This is a genomic window from Nocardia sp. NBC_01009 (assembly GCF_045208035.1).
GTDB lineage: Bacteria > Actinomycetota > Actinomycetes > Mycobacteriales > Mycobacteriaceae > Nocardia.
In genome coordinates, this window is record NZ_CP108695.1 from 2,291,563 (window position 1) to 2,307,390 (window position 15,828).

A 15,828-nucleotide genomic window follows, 5' to 3' on the forward strand; every position below is an offset into this window, starting at 1 on the left:
CTTCGAATACCTATGCAGTCGGCAAGCCGTAATTCCTGCTGGTCAGTCCTCGGTGAGGCGGCCGTTGTCCATGCGCCAGCGGCGGGTGGAGTGGACCGAGTCCAGCATGCGGCGGTCGTGGGTGACGAGCAGCATGGTGCCGGTGAAGGATTCGACGGCCTGCTCCAGTTGTTCGATGGCGGGCAGGTCGAGGTGGTTGGTCGGCTCGTCGAGGACGAGCAGGTTGACGCCGCGGGCTTGCAGCAGCGCCAATGCGGCGCGCGTGCGTTCGCCAGGGGAGAGGGTTTCGCAGGCACGTGTCACATGCGCGCCGCGCAGGCCGAACTTGGCGAGCAGGGTGCGGACCTCCGCGTCCGGCCAGTCGGGCATCTCGATACCGAAAGTCTCTGCCAGCGGCGTGTTTCCGCGGAACAGGCCGCGGGCCTGGTCGACCTCGCCGATCTCTACACCGGACCCGAGTGCGGCAGTTCCGTTATCCGGCTGGATCTTTCCCAATAGCAGCGCGAGCAGCGTCGACTTGCCGGATCCGTTCGCACCGGTCAACACGATGCGATCGGCCCAATCCACCTGCGTGGTAATCGGACCCAGCATGAAATCGCCGCGCGTGAGGGTTGCGTTCGACAGGGTGGCGACCACCGATCCGCTGCGCGGCGCCGCGGCGATCTCCATCCGCAGCTCCCATTCCTTGCGCGGTTCCTCCACCACGTCCAGTCGCTCGATGCGGCGCTGGGTTTGGCGGGCCTTGGCGGCCTGCTTCTCGGTGGATTCGGCGCGCATCTTGCGGCCCGCTTTGTCGGAGTCGACCTTCTTCGGGTCGCGTACCTTGCGGCGGGCGTTGCGGACGCCGTGCTCGAGCCAGTTGCGCTGCATCTGTGCCCTGGCCTCGAGACCGGACTTGGTGTCCGCGTAGTCGTCGTAGGCCTCGCGGGCGTGCTGGCGGGCGATCTCGCGCTCCATCAGGTACGACTCGTAGCTGCCGTCGTAGACACCGACCTGCTGCTGCGCGAGATCGAGCTCGATGATCCGATTCACCGTGCGCGCCAAGAACTCCCGGTCGTGGCTGATCACCATCAGCGGTTCGCGGACGCCGGTCACGAACTGCTCCAGTCGCGCGAGTCCGTCCAGATCCAAGTCGTTGGTCGGTTCGTCGAGCAGCAGAATGTCGAAGCGGGACAACAACACCGAGGCGAGTCCGGCTCGCGCCGCCTGGCCGCCGGAGAGCCCGGTCATGGGAGTGTCGAGGCCGCTCGCGAGGCTGTCGGCGAGGCCGAGGTCGGCAGCGACTTCTTCGGCGCGCTGATCGAGGTCAGCGCCGCCGAGCGCAAGCCACCGCTCCAAGGCCGGCGTGTAATCGTCCGCACCGCCGTCGGCAAGGCGCTCGGCGGCGGAATCCATCGCCTGCTGCGCCGCGGTGACTCCGGTACGGCGGCCGAGGAATTCGAGCACGGTCTCGCCGGGGACGCGTTCGGGTTCCTGCGCCAAATATCCGATGGTGGCATCGGGCGGGCTCAGCGTGATGCTGCCGGTGGCGCTGGTCCGGTCGGCCAGCATGCGCAGCAGCGTCGACTTACCTGCGCCGTTCACCCCGACCAAACCGATCACGTCGCCGGGTGCCAGGGTGAGATCCAGGTCCTCGAACAGGGTGCGTTCGCCGTGGCCCGCGGACAGTCCGCGGGCATGCAGAGTGGTGCTCACCTGCATAGTCTGCCGTGCCCGCTTTTTCGGTCGGATCGGGGTGGACCCTGAGGGTGGGCCGGGGAGAAATCAGGGTCGGGATCGGTCATGGGACCGATGTGCCGACGGGCGATTGCGCGGAAAGTGGAGAGTACCGAGATCGACACAAGAGAGAGAAGACCATGACCGCACCCGCTCGCCGCCTCACCCGCTCCACCACCAACAGCTGGATCGCCGGCGTCTGCGGTGGCATCGCCGAATACTTCGGCTGGAACGCCAATGTCGTCCGACTCCTTTTCGTGCTGTCCTGTCTGCTGCCCGGCCCGCAGTTCATCGTCTATCTGGTGCTGTGGCTGATCATCCCCAAAAAGTGACAATCTTCAACAAGTAGGGCGTGGGGGCTGCGACCGGGACTCGCGGATGACAGGATGGAGCGATACCCGCCATTCGGGTGAAATGCCGCACCATCACGCGAGTCTCGATGAGGAGGAGTCATGGTCACCTCGGGCGAATTCCCGGGCCTGGATCTACCGGGCGTCGACGCATCCTCCTCGCTGGAAGGACTTGGTCCGGTAGAGCTGCACCACCCCACCCAGGACATCGACGGTGACGGCGCTCTCGACACCGTCACCACCTCCGGTCCCGAAGCGATGCAGGTCTGGTCGGACTATGACCACGACGGCGTCGCCGATCAGGTCACCGTCGTCGAAAAAGACGGCGACTATGCGGCATGGGAGTTCCACCACAACCCCGATGGCACCTCGGGGTGGGTGCGCACCGATCACGGGAAGATCGGTCAGTAGAGCCGGAGCCGCTCGTTGTCCTGGCGATGGGGCAGATGCATACGGGGTTCGGCTGGTTGTAGGCGACCGTGCTTGCCAGTAGGTTTCGCTGGATGCGACCTCGTCTGGGTCGGGGGTGGACTGGATGGAACCGAACGTGGGCCGGACGCGTCGAAGGAAGTATGGCGGTACTGGCCGACCAGCGGTGGATCCAGCAGCGCGGTGTACGCGCAGCGAGATGGAGGGTGTAGATGAGCAGCACGCCGAGCCGAGCATCCATGCTCGGTGTCAGCACCGGCGAGTTGGGGAACTTGGCCAACGATATTCGGACATCGGCCGGCGTGGTGCAGACCCAATCGAAGCGCGTGACCGACCGAATGTTCGGTGTCGGTAACGACGAAGCCGGCCGAAACTATTCACAGGAGGGGATTGCCGTTCATGGGGGTTTCGAGAAGATCGGTAATTGGCTCAGGAACTGGTCCGAGGCGGCGACTGCAATTGCCGACTCCGTTGGTGCTGCGGTGGTTGTCTACTCGACCACGGTCGAAGAGCATGCGAAACAGATCGCTGCTGCAGACGACAAGAAATAGCACCCCGACGAACTCGGAATTGTGAGGGGCCGGCACTGTGGTATACGAATATGCTGGTAAGAAGATCGATGACATCCTGGACTATGGCGTTCACGGTCTGGAGTACTGGCGCAAGTTCCTTCCACTCTATGAAAAAGCGTTCAACAGCGGGCCTGGGCAGTTCGGCGATCTGAACAAGCTGCAGGCAAAGTACGACGAGCAGCGTCGTATGGATCTGCCCAAGCTGGAAACCGCGGCGTGGGAATTGACCATGGCATTGAACGAGGCGGACGGACAGCGCAACGCCCAGCAAGGCCAACTCACGAGCATGACCGACATGTGGCAGGGCGAAGCGGCCACCGCGGCGACAACCATGATGGGCGATCAACTGAAGCTTGCGCTCGACGATATCAACAAGGCGCGAGTCGCTGCCGTTGCTATCGCGGCGATGGTGGAACCGTTGCGAAAGTCTGTCTACACGAAGGCCGACATTACGCTCGGGCTGCTTGAAAACGGGGCAAGTGGGACGCGTGAGATCAAGATTCGCGGTAGGACTCCCGAAGACATCGAATTGATGATAGATGTCCGCAGTGCTACCGAATGGATCAGTGATGATCAGATCCGAAAGTTGGGTAGGGTTTTCGAAGACCTCGACGTCCGAAGCGGTCAATTGAAGGATGAGAACTATATAAGCACAGGGATTGGGCAGAAGACTTGGGAGGCTTGTGATAACTGGATCAAGGATGTATTCAAGAAGGACGTAGAAGACAAGCTTGTCCGCTATAACGCAGCCTGCGAGACAACCGACAAGCTGTTCAAGGATCAGTATCAGATTGCCGTGAAGGCAATGAATCAAGTCGCCGAAGTTGCTTATCCGAGGCCTGCTGCTGCGCCTTCGGACAAGCCGAGCACCCCTGGTACGCCGGGCACTCCCGGTACGCCGGGCACTCCCGGTACGCCGGGCACTCCCGGTACGCCGGGCACCCCTGGTACGCCGGGCACTCCGACGACCCCTGCCAGCACCCCGACTTCTACGAATCCGACGTCGACCAACTCGCTACAAGGTCTCGCTTCCCTCAGCCAGGTCGCCAGCACGCTGTCGCCGATCGCGACGCAGCTCGCCAGCGCGGTAAGTCAAGGACTGACCTCGCTGAGCGGCACCATCAAAGAGGGTCTCGACCAGGCGCTGCAGCAGATCGAGAAGACGATCGATCCGACCAAGGCTGAAGATAAGGACGGGGACGGGAAGCCCGACGAGAAGCCCGACGACAAGAAGGCCGGCAAACCAGCTGCCGAATTCGACCTGGCAGGCAAACACCTGAAGTTCGAGATGGGTCCGGACGGTCAATTGAAAGCGGTCGTGACCGACGCGGACGGGAAACCCCACGAGTACAGCGTGAAGCTGGACGAGAAGGGAAACCCGGTCATCTCCAGCGGGGAGCCCAAGGGAGAAGACGGGAAGCCGGCGTCACCGCCGGGGGACAACCCCGGCAGCCCCCCTGATAACTCTGGCAGCCCGGGTGCGCCGGGCAGCCCTCCTGGCAACTCGGGCAGCCCCGGCGCTCCTGCCGGCCCCGCAGCTCCCGGAGGTGGTACACCGCCGGAGAACCCGAATCAGCCCGGTGTTCCGGCCGGTGCGCCGCCACCGCGGCGGGAGGAAGACGGTGAGCACCGCCCGCCTCCTATGTCCGCGTCCGAAGGGCCGCAACCGCCATTCGACAGCGGTGCCGAATTGGCAGAGGCCGGGCCGCTGTGATGCCGGTCGAATGCACCGAAAATCTGTGATTACCAAGGAGGGTCGGGATGGTTGACTACGTTGCCGAGGTCGAGCGCCTTGCCGAAGAGAGCCTTCGACGGATGTCGGTGCTCCGAGAAGAACTCGAGGAGATCAAGCAGGAGACGGCTCGGCGGGACCAGGAATTCTCGGCGAACCTGGCCACCGAGATGAGTCAATTCTGGCAGGAGTACGCCGAAACCGAAGAGGCCGCTCGCGCCGAGGCCGAAGAGAAGGAACGTCTCGAGGCCGAAGCTCGGGAGCAGCGGGAGGCGATCGCGCGGTCGATCGCCGCTCGCAAAGCGCATGAACTCGTCACCCCCGTGGACGAGGATGACGATCCGGAGGGCGAGTACTACCGCCGCAAGAGCTGGCTGATCTGACCCACCGAGAGTTTCGGCTTCTTCTCCTCGTTCCTGGGGGCGTCGGGGTCGATGACTGTGGTGTGCGGGATTACCGCCTCGGGGTCGGCGAAGGGAGCGTAGGTCTTGTCGCCGAGGAGTTTGTGGAGCAGGTAGCCGGTAAGCAGGGCGCGGGTGGTGCGGGCGGTTTTCGATTCGTGCCTGCCCGCGCCGAGGGCGGCAAGGGCGCGGCGGCCTTCGATGATGCCGTTATGGGAGGCGCCGTCGAGTTGGCGCAGGACAACGGGGCCGGCCCAGGCGGTGGCGAGCGGAATGGCATTGGAGCTGACGGAGTCGATGTCGGTGCCCGCGAGGATCAGGGCAGGGGTGTCGATGTCGGGGGCCAGGGTCTCGGCGGAGGGCGCGGTGGGCGCCGGATAGAGGGCGGCGACCGCGGCGACCTTGCGCTGCGCGGCGGCGATGACCGCGGCGCCCGCGCCCATGGCATGACCGGCGAGGGCGAGCCGGTCGGGGTGCACGCTGATCGTGCCGTCACCGAGTCGGACACGAGTGCAGATGTCCAGCGTGGTGAGCAGATCGGTGGCCAGGCCCAGATGTGACGGAATCGGCCCGCGCTCGGTATCAGGGGCAGCCGCCACGAAACCCCAGGACGCGAGGTGCTCGAGTAGCCCGCGATAGTTCGAAGCGCTGGTCAGCCAGCTGTGGCCGAACGCGACAGCGGGCAGGCTCAGCCCCGATTCAGGCGTGTACACCACCCCGGGCTGGCCTGCGATGGCCAGATTGCCGCGCAGCACCCGATGCGGGCCTTTGCTGGTCAGGGTGCTCAGAAGTGATTTCACAGACGCCGACACGACGAGAACGTTATCCGATAAGTACTCTGGTGAGCCATGTGCGGAATCGTGGGGTACGTCGGGTACCGGGACGCCCTCGGCGTTGTCGTTGACGCGTTGCGCCGCATGGAATATCGCGGATACGACTCGGCAGGGGTCGCGATCCTCGGTGGGTCGGGCGCGATCGCGGTGGAACGCAAGGCGGGTCGCCTGGCGAATCTCGAGGCGGAACTGGCCGAGAACGGCGTGGCGCGCTTCGCGGGCACCGCCGGCATGGGCCACACCCGTTGGGCCACCCACGGCGCGCCTACCGACCGCAACGCACACCCGCACCGTGACGACAGCGGCAAGGTCGCCGTGGTGCACAACGGCATCATCGAGAACTTTGCGCCGCTGCGTCGCGAGCTCGAGGAAGCAGGCGTCGAGCTGCGCAGCGACACCGACACCGAGGTCACCGTGCACCTGGTCGCCCGCGCGTACGCCGCGGGCCCGACCGCAGGTGATTTCGTGGCGAGCGCGCTCGCGGTGCTGCGCCGGCTGGAGGGCGCGTTCACGCTGGTCTTCACCCACGCCGACCACCCGGACCGGATTATCGCCGCCCGCCGCTCCACCCCGCTGGTGGTGGGTGTCGGCCAGGGCGAGATGTTCGTCGCCTCCGATGTCACCGCGTTCATCGAGCACACTCGCGAAGCGGTCGAATTGGGTCAGGACCAGGCCGTGGTGATCACCGCCGATGGCTACCAGGTCACCGATTTCGACGGCAACGACGCGAACGGGCGCACCCGGCCGTTCACCATCGACTGGGATCTGGCCGCCGCGGAAAAGGGTGGCCACGACTACTTCATGCTCAAGGAGATCGAGGAGCAGCCCAGCGCCGTCGCGGACACCTTGATCGGGCATTTCACGCTCGACGAGACCGGTTCCGGCCGGATCGTGCTCGACGAGCAGCGCCTTGCGGATCAGGAACTGCGCGACTTCGACAAGGTCTTCGTCGTCGCCTGCGGCAGCTCCTACCATGCCGGCCTGCTGGCCAAGTATGCGATCGAGCACTGGACCCGGCTGCCGGTCGAAGTGGAGCTGGCCAGCGAATTCCGTTACCGCGACCCGGTTTTGGACCGGTCGACGTTGGTAGTGGCGATCTCGCAATCAGGGGAGACCGCCGACACGCTGGAGGCGGTGCGGCACGCGAAGGAGCAGAAGGCGCGGGTGCTCGCGATCTGCAATACCAACGGTGCGCAGATCCCCCGCGAGTCCGACGCGGTGCTCTACACCAGGACCGGCCCGGAGATCGGTGTCGCGTCCACGAAGGCGTTCCTGGCCCAGGTGGCCGCGAATTACCTGGTCGGGCTGGCTCTGGCGCAGGCGCGTGGCACCAAGTATCCGGACGAGGTGGCCCGCGAGTTCGCCGAGCTCGAGGCGATGCCGAAGCTGGTCGAGCGGGTGTTGGAGACGGGGCCGCAGGTCCGGGCGCTGGCCAGGCAGCTCGCGCACGTGCCGACGGTGCTTTTCCTCGGCCGCCACGTCGGTTACCCAGTGGCGCTGGAGGGTGCGCTCAAGCTGAAGGAATTGGCGTATATGCACGCCGAGGGCTTCGCCGCGGGCGAGCTCAAGCATGGCCCCATCGCGTTGATCGAGGACGGGCTGCCGGTGATCGTGGTGATGCCGTCCCCGAAGGGGCGCGCCGTGCTGCACTCCAAGTTGCTCAGCAATATTCGCGAGATCCAGGCCCGCGGTGCGCGCACCATCGTGATCGCGGAGGAAGGCGACGACACGGTCCGCCCGTTCGCCGACGATCTCATCGAGATCCCCTCGGCGCCAACGCTGTTCCAGCCGCTGCTCTCGACCGTCCCGCTGCAGATCTTCGCCGCCGAGGTTGCCCAGGCCCGCGGCTACGACGTCGACAAGCCCCGCAACCTCGCCAAGTCCGTCACCGTCGAATAGGCCACCGCCGCAGATCTTTTCGCAGATGAGATGGGTCAGGGGTGGCCGGCGGGCACCAGTACTTCGGCCGGCGTGGTGGATTCCCGGCGGTCGGTGGTGCGTTCCAGACTGCCTGACAGCACGGCCAGTGCGAGTGCGCTGAGGGCGAGGATGACGCCGACCCAGTTGGGTGCGGTGTAGCCGAAGCCGGCCGCGATGACCAGGCCGCCGAGCCAGGCGGAGAGTGCGTTGCCGAGGTTGAAGGCGCCGATATTGACTGCGGAGGCCAGGGTCGGTGCGCCTGCGGCTTGGTCGAGGACACGTTTCTGGAGCGGCGGGACGGTCGCGAAGCCGAGGGCGCCGATCAGCACCACGGTGACGGCTGCGGCGGGCTTGCTGTGGGCGGTGAGGGCGAAGAGGGCGAGCACGGCCGCGAGGGAGCCGAGTGCGACATAGAGCATCGGCATCAGGTGGCGGTCGGCGTAGCGGCCGCCGATCAGGTTGCCCGCGAACATGCCGATGCCGAAGAGCACGAGTAACCAGGTGACGGAGGAATCCGCGTAGCCGGTCACCTCGGTCGTCATCGGGGCGAGATAGGTGATCGCGGCGAAGACGCCGCCGAAGCCGAGCACCGTCATCGCCATCGCCAGCAGGACCTGCGGATTGCGGAACATGGCGAGCTCGTTGCGTAGCCGGGCGTCGTGCGGTGCCGGCTGCTCGGGGACCAGCGCGGCGACGCCGATCAGGCCGACCAGCCCGACCAGTGCGACCACGAGGAAGGTGAGCCGCCACCCGAAATGCTGGCCGAGCAGGGTGCCCAGTGGCACCCCGATGACGGTGGCGACGGTGAGTCCGGTGAACATGGTGGCGATCGCGCCTGCCTTGCGGTCCGGGTTCACCAGACTTCCCGCGACGACCGCGCCGATGCCGAAGAAGGCGCCGTGTGCGAGCGAGGCGACGATCCGGCCGGTCATCATGAGGCCGAAAGTCGGTGCGGCAGCTGACAATACGTTGCCCGCGACCAGCAGCAGCAACATGCCCAGCAGCATGCGCTTGCGGGAGACGCGGGTGCCGAGCCCGGTCATCAGTGGTGCGCCGACCACGACGCCGAGGGCATACCCGGTGACCAGCAGGCCCGCGGTCGGGATCGACACGGCGTAGGTGTCGGCGATGTCGGGGAGCAGCCCGACGATGACGAATTCGGTGGTGCCGATTCCGAATGCCCCGAGGGTCAGAGCCAGGAGTGCGAGTGGCATGGGTGCAGCCTCCACTTGTTGTTGCGCCTGAGCTTTACAGGCGTCAACAATAGTTGCAGACGCGTGTTAATTGCAAGCGCGGGATATTGCGGATTTCGTCTATTCTGGAACTGCGACCACGACGCAGGAGGAACACCATGACCGCGGATGCCGCTCTGACCGGCCTGGCAGATGGCTGGTACGCACTGTCGCTGCTGCACGATCGGATCGAGGCGCATATCGAGCGCGCCCTGCAAACCGGTCACAATCTGAGCGTGCGCGAGTTCTCACTGCTGGTCGTGCTCAGCCGTCAGCACGACGGGCCCGGTGGCCATCTGCGCATGAACCAAGTCGCCGACGCCGTCGTGCTCAGCCAGAGCGCGACCACCCGACTGGTGTCCCGGCTCGAAGATCGCGGCCTGCTCACGCGCTATCTGTGCGCCGACGACCGCCGCGGCATCTACACCGATGTCACGCCACCGGGCCAGGAACTGCTCGAGCAGGCGCGCCCCACCCACGACGCGGCATTGTCGACCGCATTGGGTCAAGCCGCCGCCGACCCGGAGCTCGCGCCACTGGTCGCCGCTGTGGAGGCTATGAACACCGCGTCGACAGTGGGCCGGACAGTCGGGGTGTCCAGGCCGGTGTGATCAGCGCTTGCGCGACGGGCTGCTCGCCGAGTTCCGAGCCGAGTTCGGTAGGCAGGGCTGTCGGCCTATCCGGCCGGCCCTTTCGCATCGCTGTGCTCAATTGGGGCAGTCGACATAGGCAGCCGGGCCTGCTTACTCCACAAGCGTCCGCTGCGAGCGGGTCTCGCGCTATTCGACGGTGACGCTGCCGCGCATCTGCGGGTGCAAGGAGCAGAGATAGCGGTAGTTGCCCGGTGCGGTGAAGGTGTAGCTCCACTCGCCCTTGTCGAAGATGGGGCTGTTCAGGCCCATCGCCCGGTCGCCGATGCCCTGCACGTTGTGCGGCACGCTGTCGCTGAATTTCCAGGTCACCGTGTCGCCGACCTTGATGGTGACCTCGGTGGGGGAGAACTTCATGTTGTCGGCATCGACGGTCACCGCGGCGGACTTCTTTTTGCCGGGCGCGGTGCTCGACGCGGCGGGCTTGGCCGACCTCGTTGTGGTCACCGTGGCGGATTTCGGCTCGTCCGAGCCGCAGCCGGACAGCAACATCGTCGCGGCCAGGCCGAGCCCGGCTACGACCTGAGTGGACCTCGCACGGCTGACCATCGGCATGACGGCCAAGCGTAGTCTGCTGACGGTGCGGGCTTACGCAGTGCCTGTGCGGCCGAGCCTGATCAGCAGCAGTGCCCGAGCAACGCAGTGGAGGCGAGCATCCATGTCCACCCAGCGGGGATTCTTCACCGCCGACGAAGTGCGGGCGGCCGAAGCCGAACTGTTCACCCGAGTCCCGGACGGCGTACCGATGCAACGCGCCGCGCACGGCCTGGCGACCGTTGTCGCGGGCGAGTTGCGGGCGCGGACCGGGGGGATCGCCGGGCGGTCGGTGACGCTGCTGGTCGGTTCCGGTGACAACGGCGGCGACGCGCTGTGGGCGGGCTCGATGCTGCGTCGTCGCGGTGTGGCCGTCACGGCTGTGTTGCTGAATCCCGAACGGGCACATGCCCGAGGGCTGGCTGCGCTTCGGAAGGCCGGCGGTCGGGTCCGCGACGCCGGTGGTGCGAGAACGTCGGCGTCGAGTCTGCGCGGCGACGTCGGCGCACCGGATCTGGTGATCGATGGCATTGTCGGGATCTCCGGCCGTGGTCCGCTGCGTCCGAACGCCGCGGAACTCGTTGCCGCGCTCGACGCGCCGATTGTCGCCGCGGATCTGCCCAGCGGTGTCGACCCGGACACCGGTGCCGTCACCGGCCCCGCGGTCCGCGCGGATGTCACCGTCGCCTTCGGCACGTACAAGCCGGTCCATGTGCTCGCCGCGCCGTACTGCGGGCGAATCGAACTGGTGCCCATCGGTTTACGGCTGCCCGAGCCGAACCTCGCGGCGCTGGATCCGGCGTCGGTCGGTGCGCTCTGGCCGGTACCGGGACCGCTCGACGACAAGTACACGCAGGGCGTCACGGGCGTCTGCGCGGGCAGCGGCACGTACCCGGGTGCGGCCGTGCTGTGCACCGGCGCGGCCATCGCCGCGACTTCGGGCATGGTCCGCTACGCCGGAACCGGCTCGGCCGATGTCCTTGCGCATTTCCCGGAAGTGGTTGCCGCCCAGAGCATCGCAGACACCGGTCGGGTCCAGTCCTGGGTGTTCGGCCCGGGCGCGGGCACCGACACCGACGCACACAAACGACTCGCCGAAGTACTCGCGACCGACCTTCCTGTCGTCGTCGACGCCGACGGCCTCACCCTGCTTGCCGCCGATCCCGATCTGCTTCGCGGACGCGCCGCACCGACCGTATTGACTCCGCACGCTGGCGAATTCGCGCGTCTGACCGGACACGAGGTGGGGCAGGACCGGGTTGCCGCAGTCCACGAGCTGGCCGATTCCTGGCAGGTCACCGTCCTGCTGAAAGGCCGCGCTACCCTCGTCGCCGCCCCTGACGCACCAGTGCTCGTCAACGAGGCAGGCGGTTCATGGGCCGCAACTGCGGGCGCGGGCGACGTCCTCTCCGGCATCATCGGCGCCCTCCTCGCCGCGGGCCGAGACCCGGCCTGGTCCGCCGCGGCCGCCGCCCGCGCACACGCCCTGGCCGCCAACCTTGCTGCCCACGAAAACCACCTCGCCGGAGCTCCCACCTCGGCAACCCCACTTCTACAGCACGTTCGACCGGCCATCCGCACCCTGCGCGCCTTCGCCCTCGGCGAGTACTGACTGCTGCGGAAATCTCGCGGCCGCAGCAAGTTCGGCCGCGCCCACACCCGCCGTGCGCTGTGCTCGTCGTGCCCACGAGGCGCGGCGGCAAAGCCGCATCGACGTCGGACTCCGACTACTCACATAGCGACGACCCAGTCCGCCAGTCCCCGATGAGCCGGTGATCATGGGGCAACCCGTACACGCCGATCAGGAACGTTGATCGTGCGGGTCGTTCACGTGCTGCGCTGGTGACCAAAGTGACACGTGTTATCACCAGAACGCGGGTAATCCACAGCTGATATGTCGAGAACTCGGCCAGGTGCTCGACCGCGGGCCCGCAATGGCACGATCGATGCACACCACGACCGGCAGATGACGCGGAGAGGCGGACAAGCGTGAATGCGCAAGTGGAGGCGGTTGTCGACCTGAGTGCCATTGCGCACAACGTGCGGATCCTGCGCGAGCATGCCGGTGATGCCGCGGTAATGGCTGTGGTCAAGGCCGACGGCTACAACCACGGCGCGGTCGAGGTCGGGCGGGCGGCGCTGGGAGCGGGTGCGGCCGAACTCGGTGTCACAACGATCGATGAGGCCCTTCAACTCCGTGCGGCGGGCATCACCGCGCCGATTCTGTGCTGGCTCAACAACTCCGACGCCGACTTCGGCGCCGCCGTCGCCGCCGATATCGAGCTCGGTGTCACATCGCTCGCGCATTTGCGGGCAGTCGAGGCCGCGGCGCGTGCCACCGGTCGGACGGCAACGGCGACGGTGAAGGTCGACACCGGTCTCAACCGCAACGGCGTCTCGGCGCTCGAATACCCACAGGTGCTCGCAGCGCTGCGCGGCCTTGTCGACGAGCAGGTGGTGCGCTTCCGGGCGATCTTCTCCCACCTCGCGCACGCCGACGAGCCACAGCATCCGATGATCGATGTGCAGCGCGACCGCTTCCTGGAGGCGATCGCGACCGCCAAAGAACACGGCTTGGAACCGGAACTGGTGCATCTGGCGAACTCGGCCGCCGCGCTGACCCGACCCGACCTGGTTTTCGACATGGTGCGCCCCGGCATCGCGGTGTACGGCCTATCGCCGGTACCGGAGATCTCCGATTTCGGGTTGCGCCCCGCGATGACATTCCAGGCCAGGGTCGCCCTGGTGAAACAGGTCGCCGCGGGAGAGGGCGTTTCCTACGGGCACGAGTGGGTCGCGCCGCAGGACACCACCGTCGCGCTCATCCCGGCCGGCTACGCCGACGGTGTGTTCCGCAACCTCGGCGGCCGTTTCGCGGTCGCGCTCGGCGGCGCGCAATACCCCAATGTCGGGCGGGTGTGTATGGACCAGATCGTCGTCGACCTGGGGGACAACGCGGCGGGTGTCGTGGAGGGCGACACCGCCGTCCTGTTCGGAGCGGGCCGGGACGAACCACATGCACAGGACTGGGCGGACGTGCTCGGCACCATCCACTACGAGATCGTGTGCTCCCCGCGCGGTCGCGTGGTCCGGCGACACGTCGGCGGCCTCAGATGAGACAGCAGAAGCCGGCGGGCCATCGCATCACCGTGCTGGGTGGCGGGCTGGCGACCGCGGGCGTCGTCGGCGCCCTCGCCGGTACGCACGCTCTGCGCAGAATGGGCGCCAGAGTGCTCTGGCCCGCGCGCCGCGACGAATACCGAGACGAGAACTTCGCGCTGTTCGACGACGACCGCTCCGGCGCCGTGCTCACCGAGGACAGTGTGCGGCTGGCCACCCGCGAATGTGGTCCTGCGGACGCACCGGTCACCGTGATCTTCGTGCACGGCTTCTGCAACACCATGGAGTCCTTCCACTTCCAGCGTCGCGATCTGGAAAAGCGTTGGGGCGCAAGGGCCCGACTGGTGTTCTTCGATCTGCGCGGGCACGGCGGCTCCGGCACCCCGACCACCGAGAGCTGCACCGTCGCCCAGCTCGGCCGCGATCTGGCGGCGGTCATCGAGGCTCGCGTGTCGACCGGTCCCGTCATATTGGTCGGCCATTCGCTCGGCGGGATGGCGATACTCGCCGCGGCCGCGCAGTTCCCGGAGCTGTTCGCGGCGCGGGTGATCGGCATCGGGCTGCTGTCCACCGCTGCGGCGGAGGTCACCTCCGCAGGAATCGCTCAACTTCTGCGCCACCCGGCCGTCGACGGGTTTCGACTCGCCGTGCACACCGCGCCCGCGCTGGTCCAGGCGGGCCGCGCCACCACGCGGCACGTGATCGCCCCGATCCTGCACGTCAGCTCGTATCACGGGCCGGTGAGCTCGACGCTGTCGCGGTTCACCACGATGATGATCGACCGGACCCCAGTCGAGACGATCGTGAAATTCCTGAAAGCGATCGAGCTGCACGACGAATCGGCGGCCCTGCCCACGCTGGCGCACCTACCGGTGCTGGTGCTGGGCGGCACCCACGATCTGGTGATCCCGTTCCGCAATTCCCGTGCCTTGGCCGCGGCGCTGCCCAATAGTGAACTCGTCCGGCTGGATGACGCCGCGCACATGGCGCACCTGCAATACCCGGATATCGTCAACGCCGCACTCGACCGGCTGCTCGTGCGCGCCGGTGCTATCGAACAAGCCGCAACCGAATCGGAGGTCCTCGGTGGCTGAACGGCAACAGCGCGTCTTGCCCACCGTCGCCGACACCGAGGCATTCGGCCGCGAACTCGCGGCCCAACTCGGTGCAGGCGATCTGGTGGTGCTGGACGGTCCGCTCGGTGCGGGCAAGACGGCGCTGACCCGTGGCATCGCCGCCGGACTCGGCGTGCAGGGCCGAGTCAGTTCACCGACCTTCATCATCGCGAGGCAACACCGTGCCGGGCAGCGCGAAGGTGCCGCGCCGGTGCCGCTGGTGCACGTGGATGCCTATCGGCTCGGCGGCGACCTGGACGAGCTCGACGCCCTCGACCTCGACACGGATCTGCATCAGGCGGTCGTCGTGGTGGAGTGGGGCAGTGGTGTCGTGGAACACTTGGCCGAGCATCACCTGTATGTGTTGCTGTCGCGCGAACCGGATTCCGAGGTGCGCACGGCGATCTGGGAATGGGTGCACTGATACGTAGCCGGCGGCCGAGGTTGCTCTCGAGTAGCTCCGCACCGGCCGCACTTACCAACCGGTATCGTTAGGTCAATCATGCTTGTACTAGCCGTCGACACCGCGACACCTGCCGTTACAGCGGGATTGGTGGAACTGGAGCAGGTCGCCGCTAGCGACTTGTCGCAGGTCGCTCGAAACAACACTGCCGCTGGGGTACGCACCCTCGCCTCCCGGGTGCGGGTCGATCCCCGCGCGCACGCCGAGGTGCTCACGCCGCAGATCCTCGAATGTCTCACCGAGGCAGGCCGTTCCAGGACCGATATTGCCGCCGTGGTGGTCGGCATCGGTCCCGGTCCGTTCACCGGACTACGAGTCGGAATGGCAACTGCCGCCGCATTCGGTGACGCGCTGGGGCTGCCCGTGTACGGGGTGTGCAGCCTCGACGCGATCGCCGCCGACGCCGCGGCCGACCTCACGCCGGACAGTGAGCTGCTCGTCGTCACCGACGCGCGCCGCCGCGAGGTGTATTGGGCGCGCTACCGCGACGGTGTGCGCATCGCCGGACCCGATGTGAGCAAGCCGGGCGATCTGGATGCGGCGCACGCCACAGTGATTGCCGGATCCGCCTCCCATGTCGACTTCTTCGATCTGCCGGTGCTGCCTGTGGAGACCCCCTCCCCGGCCGGGCTGGTGCAGGCGGCCGCTGCCGAGTTGCTCGCGCATGTTGTGCCGGAACCGTTGGTCCCGCTGTATCTACGCAGGCCGGACGCGGTCGAACGCAGCTACCGCACGCTCGACCGGACGGGAGCGTGATGGTG

At 66.8% G+C, this 15,828-nt stretch carries 16 protein-coding genes; 12 read left to right on the forward strand and 4 right to left on the reverse strand.

What is annotated here, in order from left to right:
* Window positions 1-42: 42 nt before the first annotated feature.
* Window positions 43-1,701 carry an ABC-F family ATP-binding cassette domain-containing protein gene (locus tag OHA42_RS10050; protein WP_406236457.1) on the reverse strand — a complete coding sequence of 553 codons (1,659 nt, stop codon included), beginning with the start codon at window positions 1,699-1,701 and terminating at the stop codon, window positions 43-45.
* A 155-nt stretch (window positions 1,702-1,856) separates the two neighbouring features.
* On the opposite strand from OHA42_RS10050, the gene OHA42_RS10055 reads away from it, so the two are divergent.
* From OHA42_RS10055 to OHA42_RS10075, 5 genes are all read left to right on the forward strand, one after another.
* Window positions 1,857-2,048, forward strand: a complete 192-nt coding sequence (locus OHA42_RS10055) for a PspC domain-containing protein (protein WP_406236459.1) — start codon at window positions 1,857-1,859, stop codon at window positions 2,046-2,048.
* Window positions 2,049-2,168: 120 nt separating this feature from the next.
* Window positions 2,169-2,477 (forward strand): DUF6802 family protein, encoded by a 309-nt coding sequence (locus OHA42_RS10060; protein ID WP_406236461.1) that lies wholly within the window; start codon window positions 2,169-2,171, stop codon window positions 2,475-2,477.
* Between the two features lie 230 nt (window positions 2,478-2,707).
* Window positions 2,708-3,046: a hypothetical protein gene (locus OHA42_RS10065; protein ID WP_406236463.1), complete on the forward strand. Its 339-nt coding sequence runs from the start codon at window positions 2,708-2,710 to the stop codon at window positions 3,044-3,046.
* A 37-nt stretch (window positions 3,047-3,083) separates the two neighbouring features.
* Window positions 3,084-4,781: a WXG100 family type VII secretion target gene (locus OHA42_RS10070; protein ID WP_406236465.1), complete on the forward strand. Its 1,698-nt coding sequence runs from the start codon at window positions 3,084-3,086 to the stop codon at window positions 4,779-4,781.
* Between the two features lie 47 nt (window positions 4,782-4,828).
* The gene (locus OHA42_RS10075; protein ID WP_406236467.1) at window positions 4,829-5,182 is read left to right on the forward strand and encodes a hypothetical protein; all 354 of its coding nucleotides are present in this window, start codon (window positions 4,829-4,831) and stop codon (window positions 5,180-5,182) included.
* On the opposite strand, the gene OHA42_RS10080 is transcribed toward OHA42_RS10075, so the two are convergent.
* The gene (locus OHA42_RS10080) at window positions 5,155-6,012 is read right to left on the reverse strand and encodes a dienelactone hydrolase family protein (RefSeq protein ID WP_406236469.1); all 858 of its coding nucleotides are present in this window, start codon (window positions 6,010-6,012) and stop codon (window positions 5,155-5,157) included. The genes OHA42_RS10075 and OHA42_RS10080 overlap by 28 nt on opposite strands.
* Before the next feature lie 36 nt (window positions 6,013-6,048).
* On the opposite strand from OHA42_RS10080, the gene glmS reads away from it, so the two are divergent.
* Window positions 6,049-7,932, forward strand: coding sequence for a glutamine--fructose-6-phosphate transaminase (isomerizing) (gene glmS, locus OHA42_RS10085; protein WP_406236471.1), 1,884 nt, complete (start codon window positions 6,049-6,051; stop codon window positions 7,930-7,932).
* A gap of 35 nt (window positions 7,933-7,967) precedes the next feature.
* Here glmS and OHA42_RS10090 read toward each other — a convergent pair whose 3' ends face one another.
* Window positions 7,968-9,167: an MFS transporter gene (locus tag OHA42_RS10090; RefSeq protein WP_406236473.1), complete on the reverse strand. Its 1,200-nt coding sequence runs from the start codon at window positions 9,165-9,167 to the stop codon at window positions 7,968-7,970.
* Window positions 9,168-9,304: 137 nt separating this feature from the next.
* Between OHA42_RS10090 and OHA42_RS10095 the strand changes: the two genes are divergently transcribed.
* Window positions 9,305-9,796 (forward strand): MarR family transcriptional regulator, encoded by a 492-nt coding sequence (locus OHA42_RS10095; RefSeq protein ID WP_328409395.1) that lies wholly within the window; start codon window positions 9,305-9,307, stop codon window positions 9,794-9,796.
* A gap of 168 nt (window positions 9,797-9,964) precedes the next feature.
* Here OHA42_RS10095 and OHA42_RS10100 read toward each other — a convergent pair whose 3' ends face one another.
* Window positions 9,965-10,390: a cupredoxin family copper-binding protein gene (locus tag OHA42_RS10100; RefSeq protein ID WP_406236475.1), complete on the reverse strand. Its 426-nt coding sequence runs from the start codon at window positions 10,388-10,390 to the stop codon at window positions 9,965-9,967.
* Between the two features lie 103 nt (window positions 10,391-10,493).
* Between OHA42_RS10100 and OHA42_RS10105 the strand changes: the two genes are divergently transcribed.
* The 5 genes from OHA42_RS10105 (at window position 10,494) to tsaB (ending at window position 15,823) form a co-directional block, all read left to right on the forward strand.
* Window positions 10,494-11,981 carry an NAD(P)H-hydrate dehydratase gene (locus OHA42_RS10105; RefSeq protein WP_406236477.1) on the forward strand — a complete coding sequence of 496 codons (1,488 nt, stop codon included), beginning with the start codon at window positions 10,494-10,496 and terminating at the stop codon, window positions 11,979-11,981.
* 377 nt (window positions 11,982-12,358) lie between these two features.
* Window positions 12,359-13,486: an alanine racemase gene (gene alr, locus OHA42_RS10110; protein ID WP_406236479.1), complete on the forward strand. Its 1,128-nt coding sequence runs from the start codon at window positions 12,359-12,361 to the stop codon at window positions 13,484-13,486.
* Window positions 13,483-14,583 carry an alpha/beta fold hydrolase gene (locus OHA42_RS10115; RefSeq protein ID WP_406236481.1) on the forward strand — a complete coding sequence of 367 codons (1,101 nt, stop codon included), beginning with the start codon at window positions 13,483-13,485 and terminating at the stop codon, window positions 14,581-14,583. Before alr ends, OHA42_RS10115 begins: the two co-directional genes overlap by 4 nt.
* The gene (gene tsaE, locus OHA42_RS10120) at window positions 14,576-15,028 is read left to right on the forward strand and encodes a tRNA (adenosine(37)-N6)-threonylcarbamoyltransferase complex ATPase subunit type 1 TsaE (RefSeq protein WP_379058631.1); all 453 of its coding nucleotides are present in this window, start codon (window positions 14,576-14,578) and stop codon (window positions 15,026-15,028) included. Before OHA42_RS10115 ends, tsaE begins: the two co-directional genes overlap by 8 nt.
* 78 nt (window positions 15,029-15,106) lie before the next feature.
* Window positions 15,107-15,823 (forward strand): tRNA (adenosine(37)-N6)-threonylcarbamoyltransferase complex dimerization subunit type 1 TsaB, encoded by a 717-nt coding sequence (gene tsaB / locus OHA42_RS10125; RefSeq protein WP_406236483.1) that lies wholly within the window; start codon window positions 15,107-15,109, stop codon window positions 15,821-15,823.
* Window positions 15,824-15,828 lie beyond the last annotated feature (5 nt).

Coding starts and splice junctions, on each gene's coding strand:
- glmS (WP_406236471.1), top strand. CDS start 6,049: ATGTGCGGAATCGTGGGGTACGTCGGGTACCGGGACGCCCTCGGCGTT.
- tsaB (WP_406236483.1), top strand. CDS start 15,107: ATGCTTGTACTAGCCGTCGACACCGCGACACCTGCCGTTACAGCGGGA.
- OHA42_RS10100 (WP_406236475.1), bottom strand. CDS start 10,390: ATGCCGATGGTCAGCCGTGCGAGGTCCACTCAGGTCGTAGCCGGGCTC.
- OHA42_RS10060 (WP_406236461.1), top strand. CDS start 2,169: ATGGTCACCTCGGGCGAATTCCCGGGCCTGGATCTACCGGGCGTCGAC.
- OHA42_RS10065 (WP_406236463.1), top strand. CDS start 2,708: ATGAGCAGCACGCCGAGCCGAGCATCCATGCTCGGTGTCAGCACCGGC.
- OHA42_RS10090 (WP_406236473.1), bottom strand. CDS start 9,167: ATGCCACTCGCACTCCTGGCTCTGACCCTCGGGGCATTCGGAATCGGC.
- OHA42_RS10075 (WP_406236467.1), top strand. CDS start 4,829: ATGGTTGACTACGTTGCCGAGGTCGAGCGCCTTGCCGAAGAGAGCCTT.
- OHA42_RS10055 (WP_406236459.1), top strand. CDS start 1,857: ATGACCGCACCCGCTCGCCGCCTCACCCGCTCCACCACCAACAGCTGG.
- OHA42_RS10050 (WP_406236457.1), bottom strand. CDS start 1,701: ATGCAGGTGAGCACCACTCTGCATGCCCGCGGACTGTCCGCGGGCCAC.
- OHA42_RS10115 (WP_406236481.1), top strand. CDS start 13,483: ATGAGACAGCAGAAGCCGGCGGGCCATCGCATCACCGTGCTGGGTGGC.
- OHA42_RS10105 (WP_406236477.1), top strand. CDS start 10,494: ATGTCCACCCAGCGGGGATTCTTCACCGCCGACGAAGTGCGGGCGGCC.
- OHA42_RS10095 (WP_328409395.1), top strand. CDS start 9,305: ATGACCGCGGATGCCGCTCTGACCGGCCTGGCAGATGGCTGGTACGCA.